This is a genomic window from Streptosporangium sp. 'caverna' (assembly GCF_003203775.1).
GTDB classification, from domain to species: Bacteria; Actinomycetota; Actinomycetes; order Streptosporangiales; family Streptosporangiaceae; genus Streptosporangium; species Streptosporangium subroseum.
This window is the reverse complement of the sequence record NZ_CP029711.1, coordinates 6,006,703-6,025,826: the sequence shown is the minus strand read 5'-3', so window position 1 is coordinate 6,025,826 and position 19,124 is coordinate 6,006,703. Positions and strand designations below refer to the sequence as shown.

The following is a 19,124-nucleotide window of genomic DNA, read 5'->3' as shown; positions in this document are numbered from 1 at the left end:
TGCTCGGAAGCCGCCGCGAACACCAGCCTCGGCGCGCGTCGACGGAGAGAAAGAAGTAGGAATTTACCGGCGCGACAGGCGGCCGGTGCCGGCGTCCGGGATGCGAGTGGGCCTCGAAACCACCACGCCCGTTCGTACGCCGCAACCGTCCCCGCCAAGTCGACGTCTCGACAGCCTCTTCCTCGAAGATCATGTCCTCATCGTCCACCGCACAGAACCCGCCCACATGGCCATCGCCGAGCGTGACGGCAGATCAGTCCGTCTCTTCTCGGACGTCCTTGCCTTGCTCGGCGAAGCGCTTGAAGTCCTGCATGTGCTGTTCCGACTGCTTGCGGAAGGCGCCGGGCATCAAAAGTCCCACCAGTCGCATCATCACGCTGCTGAACCGGTATTCGCTCTCGCTTTCCCAGAGCGTCGTCTCCGGACCGGCTTCGGTCAGCCGCTCGCGCACGGCGCTCCACGTGCCCTTGCTGATGATCTCGCGGTCGAAGTGAACGACGCTGCCTTCCGGGATTTCGTGCAGGTCTGCCGGTTCCCAGCGGGTGATGGTCTCGGTGCCCTCGATCTTCTGCTTCCCCATCTGCATCACGACGCGCGACTTGGTGCCGGGCTGCCCGTGCTTCCCGTTCAGCGGCTCGTGCAGCACCAGGCCCCGCAGCCACTTCGGCAGGTGTGCCGGGTCGGTTAGGAGCTGGACCACTGTCTCCCGCGGCAGGGCGATCTCGGTCGAGACGGTGTACTTCATGGGGTATCGCTCTTCCTTGTGGTGTGGGACGACTTGATGCAGTCCTGCTTGTCGTGGGCGCCGAGGAAGCCGGTCAGTCCACCGCAGCAGGAGTGTCAGGTCGGATCGGGTACGTAGAACTTGGTGGTGGCCTCGACTGCGGCCGCGACGTGCTCCGGTTCGCCACCGGCGGCCAGGTGAGCCTGACCCCAGGCTGCGGCGCTACGGCGGCCGAACTCGCGCCCTTCGGGCGACTTCTCGAAATCCTCGTGACCGGTGATCTCGCCGCCGGCCAGGAGCCGTCCCAGGGCGAGGAGAACCAGGTCCCAGCCGACGCCTCCGGCGCCGGGGCCGTAGGTAGGGAACATGGGCTCCCCGACGACCGCTGCGTGGATCAGCTCGAACTCGGTGTCACCGGCCGGGCCCGCGGCCAGGCGCACTTCCACCTCGCTGGTGCCGGGCCAAGCGTCGGCGTCCGGCCCGTAGAGCCAAGACACTTTCAGCAGACGCGGCGGCTCGCACCGGAGGATCTCGCCGTGCTCTCCACCGTCCAAAGCGAACTGTCCGCCAAGCCGAAGGTTCCCGGTGACCGGCTTGAACCAGCGCTGCAGCCGCTCGGGGTTGGTGATGGCGTCCCAGATGTCATCGATCTCCGCGTCGTATCGACGCCGCAGCTCGATGGTGTACGCCTCGCCGGCGGGCACGCTGCCGGTGCCCATCGCCCGGCGCACGGCAGCCAGCTCGTCGAGAACATCTTTCATGTCATGTCTCCTTCGGTGGTGCATGGGTCTTGCCCGTCGGCACCGGACCCCGCAACTCGGATGGGTTCCCCGCCGGCCAGGTGGCGTGCACGCCTGCCCCGGGCCAGCTCGGTTCCCAGGGCGTCGAGGCGCTGTTCCCAGAACCGGCGAAACCGGTCCAGCCACGCGTCGACCTCGCTCAGCGGCTCGGGCTCGACGGCGTAGAACCGGCGCGTACCCTCAGCCCGCACCGACGCGAACCCGCTGTCACGCAGCACGCGTAGATGCTGGGAGACGGCCGGCTGGGAGATGGCGAACTCCGCCCGGATGATCTCCGTGATTGCCCCGGAGGTCTGCTCGCCGTCGGCGAGCAGCTCCAGAATGCGTCGGCGCACGGGGTCACCGAGTATGTCGAAGGCGTGCACGACAGCGACGATACCGGCCTTCGCTTATATAATCCACCGCTGATTCTTAGTGCCGCACTGGCGTTCACACAAGCCGGCGCGCATCACCTCCTGCTGCTACAGGCTGCCCCATGTCGGCGCCAAAGGAAGCCGATGCTTTCGTCGCGGCCTTACTTCCGTAGTCGTGCGGGATGTCTTGGGTATCTCCGGGCTGGCGCAGGAGGTCCACGGGACATCTGGTGGGCATGCACTTAACAGGATCCCACCTGGGGAAAGGGGGAGGAATGGTCGACCAGCCCTTCGAACTGACCGACGTCCACCAGATGGTCAACCGCGTGGGGCGCGCGGTGCTCGTCACAGTGCTCGGACTGGCCCACGACGGGTCCCGCAGCCACGGGACCGTCACGGTGTTCGACGAGAGCGACCCCAAGCGTGGCTTCGTCACGCCCGACAGGGAGCTGCTGCTGGTCGTGACCCGGAACGACTGGTGTCTCGACCGGTACGAGGACGGGAACATCGCATGGCGGGAGGCGAGCCCGGAGGCGAAGAGCGCCAGGTATGCCAACCGCGTACCGAAGGACGTGCTGCTCGGGCCGGAGATGATCCATGCGACGGCCGCCGTGGACGTGAACGTCGTCTTCCGCAGCTCTCCCGACGGCTCCGGCACGTGCACCGCCGGCCGGACCGTCACGTTCGCGAGGGACGAGCAGATCCAGAGCGTCCTGGTCCCGCTGCCGGTGCAGAGCGGCCCGGCCTTCGCGTTTGTCACGCTGGTCAACCCCCGCTGGCTGACCACGGGTGACTACCGGATCCAGGCCGGGATCACCGGGATGATGCCGGACTGCCCCAGGTTCGTGCACGAGGCGCCCACCGAGTCGGAGGAGTACGCCCGCCTGACCGCGGTCCCGGCGACGGAGGACGGTTCCGACGACGCGCCCCTCGACGTCGAAGCCCTGCGCGCCATGATCGCCTCGTCGGAGGCCGAGGCCGCCGAGGACGTTCCCGCCCCGCTTGTCGTGCGCTCGGGTGCTCTGGTCCTCACTCTCGACGGGTGAGGACCAGAGCACCGTGTTGGTCCACCGAGGCGGAGGGCGGTAACCGCGCCCGGTCGGCCCGTTCCTTCCGCCGGCGTGGGACGAACCATCGGACATTCGACAAATACGGCCGATTCCGTGATCGTTTTTACGTCTTCTTGCGCCGTGAATTGATTTACCGGCAGGTGAGCGTGGGGATGGATCGCGCGAGGTAGATCGACTGCGGACCTGCCCGGCCCGTCGCCGGGACGGTCGTGTCCGAACGTGATCTCGCCTGCGAATTTCTCTCCAACAACGCGGAGGAGCGATGCCCATGGTCGCCGTCACCCAAAAGGCAGATCGTCTTCGGGGGCGGATGGACCGCCGGCCCGAGGGGACGATCCAGCGGGAGACAGGGGAGACGGCGAAACCGGAGGCCGCGTTCGCGGGCCTGGCGGCCAGGGGGAGCTCGTGAGCCCGATCGTGGTGATCGGGGCCGGGCTCGGCGGCCTCGCGACGGCGATCCGGCTGGCCGCCGCCGGGCGGGACGTCACGATCGTGGAGGCGGAGCAGGTGCCGGGCGGCTGCTGCGGGACCGCGAACATGGGTGAGTACCGTTTCGACACCGGGCCGTCGGTGCTGACCATGCCGGACGTCCTGGCCGATGTCTTCGCGGCCGCCGGCGAGGACATGGAGAGCGTTCTCCCGCTGCGGCGGCTGGACCCGTACTACCGGCTGCGCTACCACGACGGCTCCCACCTGGACGTGGTGCCCGGCGAGGATGCGATGATCGAGCAGGTGCGCGGGCTGTGCGGCGCCGCGGAGGCCGACAGGTACCGGCGGTTCCGGGCGCTGCTCGGCGAGCTGTTCGCCGCCGAATGGCCCGCCTTCATCGACCGTGACATGACGCGGCTGCGCAACCTGGCCCGGCCGCGCGTTCTGGCGCGGCTGGCCGCCCTGGGCGGTTTCCGGCGGCTGGAGTCTCTCGTGGAGAGCCACCTCACCGATGCCCGGCTGGTCAAGGCGCACACCTTCCAGGCCCTGTACGTGGGCCTGGCACCCCGGCAGGCGCTCGGGATCTACGCCGTGGTCGCCCACATGGACACGGTCGGCGGGGTCTTCTTCCCGCGGTACGGCGGCATGCACGCCATCCCCCAGGCCATGGCCGCCGTGGCCGAGAAGGCGGGGGCGCAGATCAGGTACGGCGTGCGGGCCGCCAAGGTCGAGACCGGGCCCGGCGGCGGGGTCTGCGCGGTCCGGCTCGACACCGGGGAGCGTCTGGCCGCCGGGCACGTCGTGGTCGCCTGCGACCTGCCCCGCGCCCACGCCGGGCTGCTCCCCGAGGAGGCGTACGACTGGCGGCTCCGCCGTCCTCGCTACTCACCCTCCTGCCTGGTGCTCCACTTCGGGCTCGACCGGCGACTGTCCGGCCAGGCCCACCACACCCTGCACTTCGGCCGGCAGTGGGCCGCCACCTTCTCCGCGCTCAAGGAAGGCCGGCCGCAGCCGGACCCGAACCTGCTGGTCACCTATCCGGAGTCGGACGGCGATGCCGCCCCCGACGGCCACGCCACCCTCACCGTGCTGGAGCCGACCACCAACCTGCACGGCGCGAACGACTGGGACCGGCTGACCCCGCAACTGGAGAACCGCCTGTTCCGCAGGCTCGCCGACCTCGGCTACGGCGACCTGACGACCGCCCCGAGGCTCACCTTCGACCCGCCCGCCTGGGCGCGGCTCGGCCATTCGGCGGGCACGCCGTTCGCCCTGGACCACCGGTTCACCCAGACCGCCTGGTTCAGGCCGTCCGGCGTGGCCCGGCGCGTCCCCGGGTTGCACTTCGCCGGCATGTACACCGCGCCGGGGGTGGGGGTGCCACCGGTGCTGATCTCCGGCAAGCTGGCCGCGGAACGCGTCCTGGGAACATCCCGATGACCCCGACCGGTGGTCACGAGTTCTACGGAACACCCCGATGACTCTGACCGGCAGTTACGAGCTCTGCCGCAGGCTCAACGCCCGCCACGGCCGCTCCTACTACCTGGCCACCCTGCTGCTGCCCGCCTGGAAGCGGCCGCACGTGCACGCGCTGTACGGCTTCGCCCGCTACGCCGACGAGATCGTGGACTCCTTCACGGTGACGGGCGACCGTGCCGCGGCCCTCGACGGCCTGACCGCCCGGCTCACCCGCGTACTGGCCGGCGACTCCGGCGCGCTCAACGGCTCTGACGGTTCCAGCGGCTTCGGTGGCTCCACCGGCTCCAATCGCTCCGGTGGTTCCAACGGCCCTGACGGTTCCAGCGGCTCCGGCGATTCCAACGGCTCCGGTGGTTCCGGCGCGCTCGGCGGGCCCGGCGGTTTCCGTGGCTTCGGCGGTGACCCGGTGCTTCCGGCGTTTGTGCAGACCGTGCGCTCGTTCGGCATCGACCACGGTGACATCAGGGCCTTCCTCCGGTCGATGCGAGCCGACCTGACCGTCAGCCGCTACGCCACCTACGACGACCTGCTCGGCTACATGGAGGGTTCGGCGGCGGCCATCGGCACGATGATGCTGCCCGTACTCGAACCGCTGCCGGGCAGGGAGGAGCAGGCCCATGAGCCGGCCCGCCAGCTCGGGCTGGCGTTCCAGCTGACCAACTTCCTGCGTGACGTGGCCGAGGATCTGGCGCGCGGCCGGATCTACCTGCCGCTGGAGGACCTGGACGCGTTCGGGGTGCGCGAGGCCGACCTGGGGCGCCGCGGCCTCACCCCGGCCCTGCGCGAGCTGTTGGCCTTCGAGGTCAGGCGGGCGCGCGGCCACTACCGGCTGGCCATGGAGGGCGTCGACCTGCTGACCCCCTCCTCACGGCCGTGCATCAGGGCGGCCTGCGAGCTGTACGGCGGGATCCTCGATCGGATCGAGGCAGGCGGTCACGACGTTCTCGGGACCAGGGTCACCGTGCCGGGGCACCGCAAGCTGGCGATCTTCGCGCGGCATCTGCTCGCGGCGTCCGTGGCCGACCGTACCGAGCGCCGGATGACGGTCCGGGCGCCGTGAGCCGAGCGGGCGAGGCGGACCGGTCAGGCGAGCGGGTCGGCCCCGTTCCACGTCCCCTCGCTGCCGTAGGGGACGAACCTGGCGAACAACTCCTCGGAGTACCAGTTCTCCGCCCGCGTCCTGCCGACCACCCCCCGGTGGGCGTGCCCTCGGTAGGCGAAGTCCCGCACCGCTCCGGCGTCGCGCCACAGCGAGAACGTGGCCTGCCGGGCCAGCGGCCACTCACCGACGCCGACCGAGGCCAGGCAGCCGTCCTGCTCTCGCAGGAGGCGATCCACCCCCGGGACCGAACGGTAGAACGGCACCAGCCGGGAGGGCCGGATCGAGGCCCGTGTCAGTACGGCGACCGGCCCGCCGGGGTCCGGCCCCGGCGTCCCCCCGATGCCCGGGCCGAACGGCTCCACCCCGCCCCACCGGCCGCGCGAGGTCAGGGGCGTGAGCCGTACCTGCCAGGACTCCCGCGCCTCGCGCCGCCAGCGCGCCGCCACGGGAGAGCTTTTCAGGAACTCCTCCAGGGCCCGCTCCTCGCGCCACACCGCGAACAGCGCCCAGCGGCGCAGGTCCGCGCCCAGGCTCATCGACGTCCCGCGGCCCGAGCCGAGCAGCCGCCAGAACGACAGCCCCGGCGTGCTCCTCAGCACCGGCCGGTCGAACGCCATGTAGCGCATGGCTCCCACATCCATGTACCTGGTGAGGTGGAAAGAAGCGATGGTTCCTCTGCTCGTCGCGGTCATCGGCGGCTACCTTCTCGGATCCGTGCCGGTCGCGGTGCCGGTCTGCCGCGTGTACGGCTTCGACCCCCGTGAGGTGGGGGACCGCAACCCCGGATTCTGGAACGTCCAGGAGCGGATCGGCTGGCAGGCGGCCATGCCCGTCTTCGTGGGCGACGTCTTCAAGGGCACGCTCGCCGGGCTGCTCGCCCTGGTGGTCAGCGGCCTGCACACCACGGACTCCGGTGGGGTGAGCGGCGACAGCGTGGCGCCGGTGTATCTGGCGGTGGCCGCGGCGATGGCCGGGCACGCCTGGCCGGTGTTCGCCGGTTTCAGGGGCGGCCGGTCGATCCTCACCTTCGTGGGCGGCTTCGCCGTCATCTGCCCCCAGGGCTTCCTGCTCGGGGTCGCCGCCGTGGTCGCGATCGGCATGGCGGCGCGCTCCTTCACGATCGGAGCGCGGGCCGGGGTGTTCGGCGTCCCGCCGCTCCAGTTGCTCTTCGCGCCGGTCGAGCACGTGGCGTGGACCTGCCTGCTGATAGGTCTCATCGGGCTGCGCTTCGGTCAGGCGGCGCGGACCGGCCGCTTGGAGCGGGCCGGGCATCGGCCGTGACCGTCGGGTCGGCACCGGTCGTGACCTTCGGGTGAGCGTCGGCTATGAATGTTGGGTCGGTGCCGGCCGCGACCACCGGACGGCAGGCCTCGGGCGCCGGACGCCGGGTGCCGGTCGCGATCGCCGGGTGGGCATCGGCCGTGACCGCCAGGTCTGCGTCGGCCGTGAGCGGGGGATAGGTACGGCCCCGCCAGGTGCGTACCGGACGGAATGTGGCCTGCGTCAGCCGGGCGGCGGTCAGCGGGTCCAGCAGGGGGGAGAACAGCACGCCCGGTCCCGGACGGGTATAGCTGCCGCGCAGCGCGCCGGTCAACAGAAGCCGTACGGCCAGCAGCGCCAGGTCGAGCCGGGTGGGCCGCCCGGCCGCCAGCCGCAGGACGGGCAGCGCGGTGGTGAGCCAGACGACGGCCAGGTCGGCGGCCTGCCAGCGGAGCCCCGTGACGTCGCGCAGCGGCAGTGACCGTCCCCACTCCCGCCACACCTCGGCCACCGACTCGTGCATGTCGACCTCGAGCAGGCCGCCCGCGTCCAGGAACCCGACGGCCCATCCGTCCGCGGTCAGGGCCCTGGCCAGCGCCACGTCGTCGGTCGTGTACCCGCGGATCCGCGCGAACCCGTCGGCGGCCAGCATCGCCGTACGGCGGAACGCCATGCACTGGCCGTTGGCCACGACACGGTGCGGAGCTGGGGGAGTGGACGGCCCGATCGGGCCGAACCGGTAGACCAGCGTCGCGAGGAACGAGGCGTGCAGCGCCTGCTCCGCGGCTCCGTCGCACACGAACCTGGGACCCACGGTGACCAGGTCGTAGCGGTCCAGGGCCGCGGCTACCGCGCCGAACAGGCCCGGCGTCGGTCGGGTGTCCGCGTCCAGGGTCACCACGACGTCGCCGTCCGCCGCCTCGACCCCCTGCCGCAACGCCCACTGCTTGCCCACCCAGCCCCGGGGGAGGGGCGCACCGGAGACGACCTTCGCCCCCAGCTCCGCGGCCAGCCGCGCCGTGCCGTCGCCCGACTCGTCGTCGACGACGATGACCTCGGTGACGGCGGGATCGGCGAGTATGGCCGACAGGCAGGGGCCGATGCGGCGCTCCTCGTCGCGGGCGGGGATCACCACCGAGATCCGCGCGGTCGTCGTCTCGACGGGGGTCAGCGCGGGCAGGCGGGTGCGCCCGCGGGCCAGCCGTACCCCCACGGCGAGGGCGGCGACGGCCTGAAGCGCGGCGAGCGGTCCCACGGACCGTCCCGCTGCCCGGAGCGCGGCGAGCGGTCTCACGGACCGGAGCACGGTGAGCGGTCTCACGGACCCGAGCGCGGTGAGCGGTCTCACGAGAGGTCCTCCTGCACGAGAGAGGCGACGATGCGGCCGCCCATCGCCACCAGCGGCAGCCCGCCGCCGGGATGCACCGAGCCTCCCACCAGGTACAGACCCCGCCGGGGGCCGCGGTTGCCCGGGCGGCGCAGCGGGGCCAGCCGCCCGGAGTAGGCGCCGCCGTAGATCGAGCCGCCCCACGCGCCGTACCGCTCGCGCAGGTCGGCCGGGGTGAACAGGTCGACGAAGCGCAGCCGTCCCGACAGGTCGTGGCCCCGGGTGGCCAGGCGGTCGAGCACCAGGTCGCGGTACGCCTCGGGAGACATCGGCCACCTGGCCGGGTCTCGGGCCGGGACGTTGACCAGCATGACCCAGTTCTCGGCGTCCGGGGGCGCCTGCGAGGGATCGTCCACGGCCGAGCAGCCGATGTAGACGGTCGGGTCCTCCGGCGGCCTGCGCCGGTCGAAGATGTCGGCGAACTCCCGCCGGTAGTCGGCGGAGAAGACGATGGAATGGTGCGCCAGCCCCTCGGTCCTGCCGTCCACGCCGGCCAGCAGCAGGAAGGCCGAGGAGGAGGCGCCGAGCCCCGCGATGCGCCGCAGGCGCCGGCGATCGGGCAGCAGCCGTCCGTAGAGCGCCGCCGCGTCGGTGTTGGCGACCACGACGTCGGCGCGCTCGCGCTCGCCGGATGCCAGCCGTACGCCCAGGACGCGACGGTCGTCGGCGAGGACGTCCGTCACCTCGGCGCCGAGCGCGACCTCCACGCCCGCCTTCTCCAGCAGCGCGGCCAGGGCGTCGGCGATGCGGGGCAGCCCTCCCGGCACGTACCAGCCGCCCTCGCCGTGCTCGATCGCCGGGATGCAGCCCAGCGCCGCCGGCGCCCGGTACGGGCTGGAGCCGGCGTAGGTCGCGTAGCGGTCGGCGTACTGGCGCAGGCGCGGGTCGTCGAAGAAGCGGCGGGCCAGGCCGTCGAGGGTCCGGCCGGGCGCGACCGCCAGCAGGTCGGGCAGGCGGGCCCCGGTGGACGGCCGGGTGAGCGGTCCGGAGAAGAAGGTGCGGCGCGACGCGTCGAGGCATCCGCGCGCCCACTCGTGGAAGGCCAGCCAGTTGCGGCCCTCACCGGGCGCGAGACGTTCCACCTCCGCGGCCATCCTGTCCGGGTCGCGATACGCCGCCAGGGTCGAGCCGTCGGCGAAGCGGTAGCGGCACAGCTCCGGGAGTTCAACGAGATCGAGCTCCACTCCCAGGTCGGTGAAGACGTCGGGCAGCGTCAGAAGGGAGGGACCGAGGGAGAAGGTGAAGCCGTCGCGGCTGTGCTCGGCGAGCTTGCCGCCCAGCCGGGACCGCTGCTCGTACAGGCGCACCCGATGTCCCTGCCGGGCCAGCAGCAGGGCGGAGACCATGCCTCCGACCCCACCGCCGACCACGATCACTTCCACCATCCGCGCCTCCGCCCAGCACTCTCATGTCCCCGGTGATGACGCGTTCCCACCGGGCGGCCGTTGTCCACGTCACTGCTGTGCCCGACGACGGGTCATCGGATCGGCCGGTCCCGGTCAGGTTCGCTTTGACGTCCAGGAGCCGGGCACGTATGTGTCCTCGGCGGGGACGGATGTGAGGCGACGTCGCCGGTGGCCGTGACGGTGTCCGTGCCCATGCCCGTGTCCGTTCGTGCCCGTGTTCGTTCGTGATCGTGTTCATGATCTGGACATGCCGGGGCCATCCGATGTCTAGGTGCTCTCGCTAGCTTGTGCACCGCTATACCTGAATACGCCAGAAAGGCATCCTTGATGCGAGTTGTACCTGCTGCCCTGGCCGCCTCGATGGCCGCGGCGCTCGCCTTCGCCGCGGCCGGACCGGCCACGGCCACCGCGACCTCCGGGGCGCCGCGCGTGATCAGCGACGTGACGCTGCCCGCGCCCGCCCTGGCCGACTTCGAGCGTCACCTCGTCAAGGACGATCACGGTGTCAAGCTCGGCGGAGTGGGCAGCGGCCTGTACCCCGCGGGACGCTCCGGTGAGTACTGGATGGTCACCGACCGCGGCCCCAACGGTCAGCCGGAGATCGACGGAGAGAAGCGCCGGACCTTCCCGGCGCCGGGGTTCGCCCCCGCCATCGTCCGCGTCTCCGTACAGCACGGCAAGGCGAAGATCGCACAGACGATCACCCTGAAGACCTCGGCGGGCAAGCCGATCACGGGCCTGTCGAACCAGAAGGACCACGACGAGAAGCCGTACGGCTGGGACGGCAAGGCGACCCTCCCGTACGACCCGAACGGCCTGGACACCGAGGACATCATCCGCACGTCCAAGGGTGAGTTCTGGCTGGTCGACGAGTACAGCCCGTCGCTGGTCCGGGTCGCCGCGAACGGCCGGATCCTGGCCCGTTACGTGCCCAAGGGGCTCCACCTGACCCACACCGGCTACCCGGTGCACGAGACGCTGCCGGGCATCTTCCTCAAGCGGCAGCAGAACCGCGGCTTCGAAGGACTCGGCATCTCCGGCGACCGGCTCTACGTCGCGCTGCAGAGCCCGCTGGAGAACCCGGACAAGGACATCAGCAAGACCTCCAAGGTCACCCGGATCCTCGCGGTCGACCTGCGGACCGGCAAGCCCGTCGGCGAGTACGCCTACGTCTTCGAGGACGTCACCAAGTTCGACCCCAAGGTCGCGGGTGACCAGAGCGCGATGAAGATCTCCTCCGTGGTCGGTCTCGGTGGCGGCAAGCTCCTCGTCGAGGAGCGGACCGACAACGTCGCCCGCCTCTACACCGCGGACCTGCGCGGCGCCACCAACCTGCTCTGGGGCAAGTACGACCTCGCGCGGACGAAGCCGAGCCTGGAGACGGCGCTGCCGTCGAAGGTCAAGCCGCTGGCCAAGAAGCTGACCGTCGACCTGGCGGCCATCTCCAAGGTCCCCGGAAAGCTGGAGGGCGTCGCCGTGCTCGACCGCACCACCATCGCGGTCGCCAACGACAACGACTTCGGTCTCGGCGAGTTCGACGAGAACGGCAAGCTGATCGACACCGGCGTGCCCAGCCGCCTGCTCGTCATCAAGCTGCCCCGCGCGCTCGGATGATCACCAGCTGAGATCTCCCGTCGGCCCGGACCAATAATGGTCCGGGCCGACGGCGTTTCGATCGGATCCGCCCGCGCGGCCTGGACGGGCGAGCCGATCGGCATGCTCGCGAGCGTCGCCACGCCCAACGACGCGGCCGATGATTCGAAGCGCCTCTTGCCTTTTTCGCCATACGCCACACCACCGATGTCCAGGCCCGGCGGGCGGAAATCAGCGATCGAACGGACCCCGCCCCCCATTCGCTGGGGAGCGGGGTCCGCACACCGGGCGACGGGTCAGCCGCAGTGCTCCCAGGGGCTCACGTAGGTGCCGTCGTCGATGCCGGAGAGGCCGCTCCACTCGACGCACTTCGACGGCGCGTGCACCCGCACCGGGCCGGCGTAGGTGGTGTAGTTGTTCACGTCCTTGACCATCGGGCCACCTTTGTATCGGAGATAGGCTCCGAGCTGGTGCTTCTTGCCGTCAGGGTTCTTCAGCAGGGTGACGACGCAGTTGTCGCCGCCGCTCTTGTACAGCAGGTAGACCGTCGCGTAGGCGCCGACGGCATGGGAATCGATCACGGAGTAACCGGCGCCGCAGATGCCGGCCGGGGTGGCGGCGGAGGCGGGCGACGTCATGGCCCCGACAATCCCGGCGGACATGGCCATGGCGCCTGCGAGCAGTCCGGCTCGCTTCAATATGTTTTTCACTGGGGACCTTTCGTCGAATGAATGGGTCGTCATCCATGGAAAACGTTATGGGGACGCGATCTTTGGATGAATCCGACGGATTACTTAAATCGCCTCAAGGGAAATCCGGACTGTTAACCGGTGATTTGCAGCTGATTCATCTGGTCGATGTTTTTAATTCGACCGCGACCGAAGAGCTGCGTCAGATGACTTAACACGCCAGCCGTACTCAGTGATCTCCGATGCGTTGTCGCCGGTAGCGGGCTCGCCGCACGCGGGTTTGGTGGCGAGGATGTGTCGCTGCCGCAGCAGGGGCTGGGTCGCGGTGGACGCGCGCGAGTAGACGATCCGCTCGACGACACCGAGCTGGGCGAGTGCAGAAGCCCAGGTCGAAACTGTCCGGAGCGCGTGTCGGGAATCGATGTCGGACATCGGTCGCGTCAGCCGGAATCCGATACCCGATCGGACCCGTCCGGAGCTGGGCGAACGCCTCTACCCTTCACTTCGTCGGAGCCTCCTGCATGGGGCCAGGCGTACGGCGGAGCCTGATCGTGCACATGCCGGCCGCCGTGTCGACGGTCAGGGCGGCCTGACTATGTCGGTGGGGCCTGCCAAGATCGCGACATGACAATCGATGCGCTGACGCCGTTCCAGTGGCTGCAACCGCCGTACGGCGATCGGGGCGACCTGCTCGGCGAGATCTATTGCGTGACCTTGGTGCGTGGGCTCGACCCGGCCGAGGTGCTGCGCCGGTTCGGCGCCCGTACGAGCACGCGGATGAGCTTCACCGAGCTGGGGCTGGCGGTCTCCGACTTCACGGTGGCGACCGAGGGTGGTGAGGGAGGTGGTTATGTCGGAGTGGTCGCAACCGGCGATGGGTGCGCGGCGGTGGAGCTGTGGGGCTGGTCGGGGACGAACGACCCGACGCTGGAGCGTCTGTCGGCCGGCACCGACGTGGTGTCCGTCCTGCGGCATAACTATGCCTGCGACTACTTTCATTACGCCGCGGACGGCATGCTGCTCACGGCTTTCGACCCGACTTTTCCCGAGCGTCGCTCCGGTGCCGACACCGACCGGCTCGCCGGCCTCATGCGCGAGTTCGGCCTGCCTCTCGAGGAGGGCTCAGATGAGGACTGGGACCAACACTACGACGACCTGTTCGGACATGGCCTCGCGCGGATGTTCGCGATGGCGGCCCGCCTCACCGGCGTGACGTTCACCGCCGACCTACTGGACGGACCGCTCCTGGTGGGCGCGATCGCCGACCTGCCACCGTCACAAGAGCCTCAGCCCGGGAAGAGCCTCGGCGCTATACTCGAGCAACTGAAAGCGGCAGGCGGCCCTGAGTCTGATCATGGCGCTGCTTAACCCCCAGTCGAGGTTGGCGGTCGCGACCGTCGCGTTGTCGTCGTCTGGCCGCAGACCGGTCAGGGTCAGGGGCGTGAACGGCATGACCGGCACGCTCCAGCAGCGGAACCACCGCCTCATCCGCCCATGAGCCCTTCCAACCGCCGGGTACGAGGACGAACGTCGTCATGTGTTTCTCCTCTCAAGCCGGGGCATCGGTTGACAGGGCTTTGTCATCGCAGGGTGTCCAACACCCGGTCGGTGGTGAGGACCGAGGTCGCGTAGAGCGGCCCGTTGATCTCGTGTGCGGCGCGCATGGCCTCGTCGTTCCACGTGGCGGTGGCGTCCTTGGCCAGGGTCACGGACGCGTCGCGCGGGTTCACAATGGAAGAACTGGCCGCCCGCGCGGCGGTGAGCAAACGTACCCTCGCCCGTTGCCGGCCTGGCGAGGACCGCCGGCTCGCCCACCAGGCGGTCGGGATGGAAGTTGAGCGTCACACGCAGGCCGGGATCAACCGGGCCGTGACGTGGCTGAGGGCGCGTGCGTGTGCCGTACCCGACATGTCTGTCGTCATCATGACCCGTCGGACGCGTGCAGGATGAAGGCCAGCACATCGGCGAGCAGCGCCTGCTCCTGGTCTCGGGTCGAGCCGGCGCCATGCCAGCCGTGCTCCTCGACGCGCATCAGCACCGGCCGATCGGAGGCCGTGCCCGCCTGCAGGCGGGCGGCCAGCTTCGCCGGCTGCCACGGCGGCACCCGCGCGTCGCGCAGGCCGGTGGTCAGCAGCACCGCCGGGTACGGCACGCCGTCTTGAACCCGCAGGTAGGCGTCGATGATCAGCAGGGCACGCAGGCCCTCCTCAGTGGTGACGCTGCCGAACTCGGGCACGTTGATCGGCCCGCTCTCGGTGAACTCGTTGCGCGTGGCGTTGACCGTCGGCACGTGCATCGCCATGGCCGCCCACAGATCGGGGCGGCGCACCAGCGCGCCGCCGGTGGGGATGCCGCCGCTGCTGGCGCCCTCGGCGGCCAGCCGTCCCGGACGGGTATAGCCGAGGGCGATGAGGTGTTCGGCGCAGTCGATGAAGTCCGTGATGGTGGCCTCCTTGCGCTCGCCGCGCCCGGCCTCGTGCCATTCGCGGCCGTAGGTGCCGCCGCCGCGTAGGTGCGCGACGGCGTAGACGCCGCCGCGCTCGTACCAGGCGAGCATCTCGGGATGGAACTCCGGCAGGTCGATGAACCCGTGGGAGCCGTAGCCGGTGAGCATGGCCGGGTTGTCGCCGTCCAGCTCCAGGTCCTTGTGGTGGATGACGGTGAGCGGGATCGGCGTCCCGTCCTGCGCGGGCGCGTACAGGGTGCGGGCGTGCACGTCGCCGAAGTCCACCGGTGAGCGGGGCGCCAGCCCGGTGTCCTGGAGGGACTGGCCGTCGTAGCGGTAGAGCCGTGGCGCGTCGGTCCAGCCGGCCACCAGGAGCAGGGCTTCGGGCCGCTCGGGGTGGGTGGTCCACTCCAGGATGGTGCCGTCCACCGGCATCGGGAGGTCGGCGGGCTCTCCGCCGGACAGGGGCACGTGCCGCATCCGGCTGACGCCGCCGTCGAGATCGCGCACCAGCAGCCGGTCGCCCACCACCCGCACCGTCTCCACCGCCCGCTCACCCGCGGGCACGACCACCCGGGCTCGGGACAGATCGGGTGCGGCAAGCGGAACGGCCAGCACGTGGGAGCGGGGCGCGTCCCGGTGGGAGACCAGGTAGAGGGTGTCGTGGCTGGTGGCGAAGGCGGTCACGCCGTCTGCCACGTCCGCGACCTTCCGCCACGGGCAGGCGTCCGGGTTGGCCAGCCCGGTCCGCGGCGCCACGTACATGGTGCAGTCGCTCAGCTGCTCGCTGGTCCAGGGCCAGGAACTGAGCGCGCCGTGGGAGATGATCGCCAGCATCCACTCGCCGTGCGGCACCACCAGGAAGGGCCGGTCCTGCGGGGCCAGCTCGACGTGGGGGTTGAGGCCGCGGGCCAGCACCACCTGGTCCTGCGCCGGGTCGGCGCCCAGGTGATGCAGGAAGGAGCGGCTGTCCAAGCGGTTCTGCTCCACGTAGCGGTGATAGACGAACGACCGGCCATCTTCCAGCCAGCTCAGGAAGGCGAAACGCGTCGTGGGCGGGATCGTCTCCCGCAGGGCGCCGGAGTCGGCGTCGATCACGTGGATGGAGCTGTCCTCCGACCCGGAGGCGGAGACGGCGCAGGCGACGTGGCGGCCGTCGGGGGAGGGGACGTACCAGTCGATGGCGTGGTGCCCGTCGCCGGGCACCGTTCCGGGGTCGAACAGGACCCTGCGCGCTCCGTCGGCCTCGGTCACCGTCAGCACCGGCACGCGGGCGTCCGGCTCGCGCACCAGGGCGAAGACCTTGTCGGCTGCCATCGCCAGGCCGAAGTAGCTCGTGAGCGCGCTGCCCAGTTCGCGGATCCGGGTCAGCAGGCCGGCGCGGTGCGGCAGGGCGTCCAGGTGCTCGCGGGCGTGCCCGGCCTGGCCGTCCAGCCAGTGGTGGAACTCCTCGCCTTCGGTTTCCATCCACCGGTAGGGGTCCTCGAGTGTGATGCCGTGGAGGGTCTCGCGCACGACGTCCACCCGGGCGATCGGAGGTTCAGTGATATTGCTCATATGCGCATGATCATATGCCGGAGATCTGGCGAATTGTCGGACATTGGATCACGCGCCCCTCCGCCTGACTCGCCTGACGGGCCATGCGCCGCAGCGGATGTGCCGATCACAGATCGAGGTCGAGAGCGGCGAGTTCGGTACGGGTGGTGATGCCGAGCTTGGGGAAGGCCCGGTAGAGGTGCTGGGCCACCGTGCGCGGGCTGAGGAACATCTGCGCCCCGATGTCGCGGTTGGTGGCGCCGGTCGCGGCGAGCCGTACGACCTGGAGCTCCTGGGGGGTCAGCCGGCCGATCGGGCTGGACTCGGCGGGGACACGGGTGACGGAACGGTCGCCGGTGGCCCGCAGCTCGGCCTGCGCGCGGCTCGCCCAGAGCTTCGCGCCGGTGCGCTGGAAGAGCTCCAGGGCGGCCCGGAGCTGGACCCGCGCCTCGGTCTTGCGATGTTCACGCCGGAGCCACTCGCCGTAGGCGAGCAGAGTGCGCGCCCGTTCGAACGGCCGGTCCTCGCATGCCCCCGGCTTCAGGGCCGTCGTGAAGTGGTGTTCGGCCTCCTCGGCCGGGCTGACCAGAGCACGGCAACGGGCCACGATGGACGGGCCGCACGGGTCGAGATGCTGCCCGATGTCGGCTTCGAGCTCACCGACCAGCCGGGCCGCGATGCCGGGCTCCCCGGCCCGGAGCGCGGCCTCGACGTGGTCGGCGGTGCTCCGGGCCCAGGCGGTGCTGTACAGCCAGGACCGCCACCGGTTCTCCATGCGGCTCAGCGCGGATTCGTACCGGCCGTGACCGAGATCGAGCAGGGCCAGTGCCCAGGTCGCGTCCGCCGCGCTCGGCGGGGCGCGGTGGTCGTCGGCATAGCGGATCGCCTCGTCGGCGTACGCGACGCAGCGCTGGTCGTCCCCGTCCAGCGCCGCCAGCCAGGCGAGCAACCCGCGCAGGTAGGTCGCGACCGAGCCCTGGCCCGTGTCGGCCGCGATCGTGAGGGCCTGTTCGGCCGACTCGGCCGCGGCCTGGTGCCGGCCGAGCAGCGCCTGAGCACAGGCCTGGTGAAAGAGCGCGTTGGCCAGGTGCCCGATGAGCCTGGCCGCGCGGGTCTCGGCGACCATGGCCATGGACATCTCCAGCGCCGCCGAGGCGTGTCCGGCGACGTTGAGCACGCGCGCCGTCCAGGTCTGCTCCCAGACCGAGGTGGGGCGGAGCGCGAAGAACATGGCATGATCGGCGGCCTCACCCGTGATGATCTTATGGAAGCCGCGCGCCTGGCTCATGTACGGCTGGAAGTCGTGGTCGGCCGGCAGATCGAGCGTGTCCAGGAGCGCCACCGCCTCGCTCGCCAGCGGGAGGTCCACGCCGTGCCCGGCGTAGTAGGTGGCCACCACCAGCATTCCGGCGGCGTCCTCCGGCGCCTCAACGGCGATCTTGGCGGCTCCGTCGATCGTGAGTCGCGCGGCGACGCGCGGGCTGCCGCGCTCGAACTCCAGCCGGCCGCGGGTGTTGGCCAGCCGGGCGAGGACGAGCGGCTCGCCGGTCAGCCGCTCGGCCGCGTCGCACAGTCCCTCGGCGCGCTGGAACTGGCCGGCCTCGATCGCCGCCACCGCGGCGGCCGACAGCCGCCGGCTCTGCGCCGGACCGTCCTGGCTGAGCTGTGCCGCCCGCTCGTAGGCCGCGACGGCCGCGGCCTGGCCGTCTCGCCGTACGGAGCTCTCCGCCGTACGCTCCAGGGCGGCGGCGGCTCGCTCATCCGGCCCGAACGCCGCGGCGGCCAGGTGCCAGGCCCACCGGTGCGGATCGCTCCCCTCCATGGTCTCGGCCAGGGCCTGGTGTACGGCCTGCCGCTGCGTGAACAGGGCGCCCTGATAGGCCGCGGTCCGCACCAGCGGATGCCGGAACCGCACCGAGCCGGCCGTGACGACGATGAGCCCGGCCTGCTCGGCCTCGGCCAGGGCGGTCGTCGGCACGCCGAGCCGGTCGGCCGCCCGCATGACCGTGCCCAGCTCACCGGTGCCCTCCGCCGCGACGATGACGAGCAGCCTCCTGGTCGTCTCCTCCAACCGGTCGATCTGCCCGGTGAAGGCGTGTTGCAGGCGTTCGCTGATCGGCAGCGGATCGGTGCCCGACGGGTCCTCTTCGCCCACGGTCTTGGGCAGTTCCAGCAGCGCGAGCGGGTTGCCGCCCGCCGCGGCCAGCACCCGGTCGCGGAGCCGTTCCGGCAGCTCCGGAGCCTCCTGGGCGAGCAGAGCCGTCGCCGCGTCGTGCGGCAGCCCGGCGAGCTCCATGACCGGCAGGTCCGTGAAGGACCGCGCGTGGTCAGGCGAGCGGTCGTGCTCCCTGTGTTCCCTGGTCGCCACGATCAGGCCGACCGGGTCGTGCTCAAGGCGTCGCCCCGCGAAACGCAGCGCGTCGGCGGACGCGGTGTCGATCCAGTGACCTTCGTCGACCAGGCACAGCAGTGGCAGCTCCGTGGCCAGTTCGGACAGCAGGGTGAGCGTGGCGAGCCCGACCAGAAACCGGTCCGCACCGGCGGCGGGCTCCATCCCGAAGGCGCCACGGAGCGCGGCGGCCTGAGGTTCGGGCAGCTCGCCGATACGGTCGATGACGGAACGCAGCAGAAGGTGAAGGGCGGAGTAGGGCAGCTCGGCCTCACCCTCGACACCCGCCACCCGCAGCACGCGCATTCCCCGCCCGGCCCGCCTCGCGTGGTCCAGCAGGGCCGACTTGCCGATTCCGGGCTCGCCCCTCAGCACGAGGGCCCGGCCGGTGCTCGCCCGTACCTCATCCACCAGTCGATCGATGACCCCGAGCTCCGGGTCTCTCCCCAGCAACACTCCTG

Annotated in this window: 16 protein-coding genes; 6 read left to right on the top strand and 10 right to left on the bottom strand. The window is 70.9% G+C overall.

Translation table 11 applies throughout. The features are described 5' to 3' along the window. Positions 1-253 precede the first annotated feature (253 nt). The 3 genes from DKM19_RS26440 to DKM19_RS26430 all read right to left on the bottom strand — a co-directional run bounded on the left by DKM19_RS26440 (position 254) and on the right by DKM19_RS26430 (position 1,889). A complete protein-coding gene (locus DKM19_RS26440; RefSeq protein WP_110699111.1) occupies positions 254-745 on the bottom strand; it encodes an SRPBCC family protein in 492 nt (163 codons plus the stop codon). Between the two features lie 95 nt (positions 746-840). Further along, positions 841-1,485 carry an SRPBCC domain-containing protein gene (locus DKM19_RS26435; protein ID WP_110699109.1) on the bottom strand — a complete coding sequence of 215 codons (645 nt, stop codon included), beginning with the start codon at positions 1,483-1,485 and terminating at the stop codon, positions 841-843. Further along, a complete protein-coding gene (locus tag DKM19_RS26430; protein ID WP_110699107.1) occupies positions 1,482-1,889 on the bottom strand; it encodes a helix-turn-helix transcriptional regulator in 408 nt (135 codons plus the stop codon). Before DKM19_RS26430 ends, DKM19_RS26435 begins: the two co-directional genes overlap by 4 nt. 263 nt (positions 1,890-2,152) lie before the next feature. Here DKM19_RS26430 and DKM19_RS26425 point away from each other — a divergent pair, with 263 nt between their 5' ends. The 3 genes from DKM19_RS26425 (at position 2,153) to DKM19_RS26415 (ending at position 5,915) form a co-directional block, all read left to right on the top strand. Then, positions 2,153-2,923 carry a hypothetical protein gene (locus DKM19_RS26425; RefSeq protein WP_110699105.1) on the top strand — a complete coding sequence of 257 codons (771 nt, stop codon included), beginning with the start codon at positions 2,153-2,155 and terminating at the stop codon, positions 2,921-2,923. A 429-nt stretch (positions 2,924-3,352) separates the two neighbouring features. Next, positions 3,353-4,816 carry an NAD(P)/FAD-dependent oxidoreductase gene (locus DKM19_RS26420; protein ID WP_110699103.1) on the top strand — a complete coding sequence of 488 codons (1,464 nt, stop codon included), beginning with the start codon at positions 3,353-3,355 and terminating at the stop codon, positions 4,814-4,816. Positions 4,817-4,853: 37 nt separating this feature from the next. After that, positions 4,854-5,915, top strand: a complete 1,062-nt coding sequence (locus DKM19_RS26415) for a phytoene/squalene synthase family protein (protein WP_110699101.1) — start codon at positions 4,854-4,856, stop codon at positions 5,913-5,915. A gap of 23 nt (positions 5,916-5,938) precedes the next feature. Here the strand turns inward: DKM19_RS26415 and DKM19_RS26410 are convergent, their stop codons facing one another. After that, positions 5,939-6,583 (bottom strand): spheroidene monooxygenase, encoded by a 645-nt coding sequence (locus DKM19_RS26410; RefSeq protein WP_239513601.1) that lies wholly within the window; start codon positions 6,581-6,583, stop codon positions 5,939-5,941. A gap of 40 nt (positions 6,584-6,623) precedes the next feature. Here DKM19_RS26410 and DKM19_RS26405 point away from each other — a divergent pair, with 40 nt between their 5' ends. Further along, a complete protein-coding gene (locus DKM19_RS26405; protein ID WP_110699097.1) occupies positions 6,624-7,238 on the top strand; it encodes a glycerol-3-phosphate acyltransferase in 615 nt (204 codons plus the stop codon). Here DKM19_RS26405 and DKM19_RS26400 read toward each other — a convergent pair. Together DKM19_RS26400 and DKM19_RS26395 are read right to left on the bottom strand one after the other, a co-directional pair. Continuing rightward, entirely contained in the window at positions 7,171-8,565 is a 1,395-nt protein-coding gene (locus tag DKM19_RS26400) for a glycosyltransferase family 2 protein (RefSeq protein ID WP_239513600.1), read from the bottom strand. The genes DKM19_RS26405 and DKM19_RS26400 overlap by 68 nt on opposite strands. Continuing rightward, the gene (locus tag DKM19_RS26395; protein ID WP_162641775.1) at positions 8,562-9,989 is read right to left on the bottom strand and encodes an NAD(P)/FAD-dependent oxidoreductase; all 1,428 of its coding nucleotides are present in this window, start codon (positions 9,987-9,989) and stop codon (positions 8,562-8,564) included. The genes DKM19_RS26400 and DKM19_RS26395 overlap by 4 nt, the downstream gene beginning before the upstream one ends. A 348-nt stretch (positions 9,990-10,337) precedes the next feature. Between DKM19_RS26395 and DKM19_RS26390 the strand changes: the two genes are divergently transcribed. Next, positions 10,338-11,624 carry an esterase-like activity of phytase family protein gene (locus tag DKM19_RS26390; protein WP_110699095.1) on the top strand — a complete coding sequence of 429 codons (1,287 nt, stop codon included), beginning with the start codon at positions 10,338-10,340 and terminating at the stop codon, positions 11,622-11,624. A gap of 275 nt (positions 11,625-11,899) precedes the next feature. Here DKM19_RS26390 and DKM19_RS26385 read toward each other — a convergent pair whose 3' ends face one another. Then, positions 11,900-12,313 carry a spore-associated protein A gene (locus DKM19_RS26385; RefSeq protein WP_204358235.1) on the bottom strand — a complete coding sequence of 138 codons (414 nt, stop codon included), beginning with the start codon at positions 12,311-12,313 and terminating at the stop codon, positions 11,900-11,902. A 603-nt stretch (positions 12,314-12,916) separates the two neighbouring features. On the opposite strand from DKM19_RS26385, the gene DKM19_RS49775 reads away from it, so the two are divergent. Further along, positions 12,917-13,660 (top strand): DUF6461 domain-containing protein, encoded by a 744-nt coding sequence (locus tag DKM19_RS49775; RefSeq protein ID WP_162641773.1) that lies wholly within the window; start codon positions 12,917-12,919, stop codon positions 13,658-13,660. A gap of 212 nt (positions 13,661-13,872) precedes the next feature. Here DKM19_RS49775 and DKM19_RS49770 read toward each other — a convergent pair whose 3' ends face one another. The 3 genes from DKM19_RS49770 to DKM19_RS26365 all read right to left on the bottom strand — a co-directional run bounded on the left by DKM19_RS49770 (position 13,873) and on the right by DKM19_RS26365 (position 19,119). Beyond that, positions 13,873-14,022: a hypothetical protein gene (locus tag DKM19_RS49770; protein ID WP_162641772.1), complete on the bottom strand. Its 150-nt coding sequence runs from the start codon at positions 14,020-14,022 to the stop codon at positions 13,873-13,875. Between the two features lie 191 nt (positions 14,023-14,213). Then, entirely contained in the window at positions 14,214-16,295 is a 2,082-nt protein-coding gene (locus DKM19_RS26370; RefSeq protein ID WP_110699088.1) for a prolyl oligopeptidase family serine peptidase, read from the bottom strand. 106 nt (positions 16,296-16,401) lie between these two features. After that, entirely contained in the window at positions 16,402-19,119 is a 2,718-nt protein-coding gene (locus DKM19_RS26365; protein ID WP_110699086.1) for an AAA family ATPase, read from the bottom strand. Positions 19,120-19,124: the final 5 nt, after the last annotated feature.